The sequence below is a fragment of the Vibrio sp. 2132-1 genome (assembly GCF_033344315.1).
Genome location: NZ_JAWPON010000751.1, coordinates 1 through 543 on the forward strand (window position 1 = coordinate 1; position 543 = coordinate 543).

Genomic DNA, 543 nt, shown 5'->3' on the forward strand with positions numbered 1-543 from the left:
TCTGGGCACTGCAGGAGTTCATCGACCTAGCGAAATACCTAGGTAAGGAAGCCGACGTTGAAAAATACACCGAGATGGCAGCAAACGTGCGTGAAGCGTGTGAAACACACCTTTGGGACGAAGAAGGCGGCTGGTATATCCGTGGTCTAACGAAAAACGGCGACAAGATTGGTACAGCGCAACAAAAAGAAGGTCGTGTACACCTTGAGTCAAACACTCTTGCGGTGCTGTCTGGTGCGGTATCTCAAGAGCGCGGTGAAAAGGCAATGGACGCAGTCGACGAGAATCTATTCTCTGAATACGGCCTACATCTGAACTCACCATCATTCGCAACACCAAATGATGATATCGGCTTTGTAACGCGCGTTTACCAAGGCGTAAAAGAAAACGGTGCGATCTTCTCACATCCAAACCCATGGGCTTGGGTTGCTGAAGCAAAATTGGGGCGCGGTGACCGTGCGATGAAGTTCTACGATGCACTCAACCCATACAACCAAAACGACATCATCGAAAAACGTATCGCAGAACCGTACTCCTACGTGC

Annotated in this window: 1 protein-coding gene; it reads left to right on the top strand. The window is 49.7% G+C overall.

Annotated elements, in window-relative coordinates:
* On the top strand, positions 1-543 hold a 543-nt coding region (locus tag R8N47_RS27775; protein ID WP_412034501.1), incomplete at both ends, for a GH36-type glycosyl hydrolase domain-containing protein.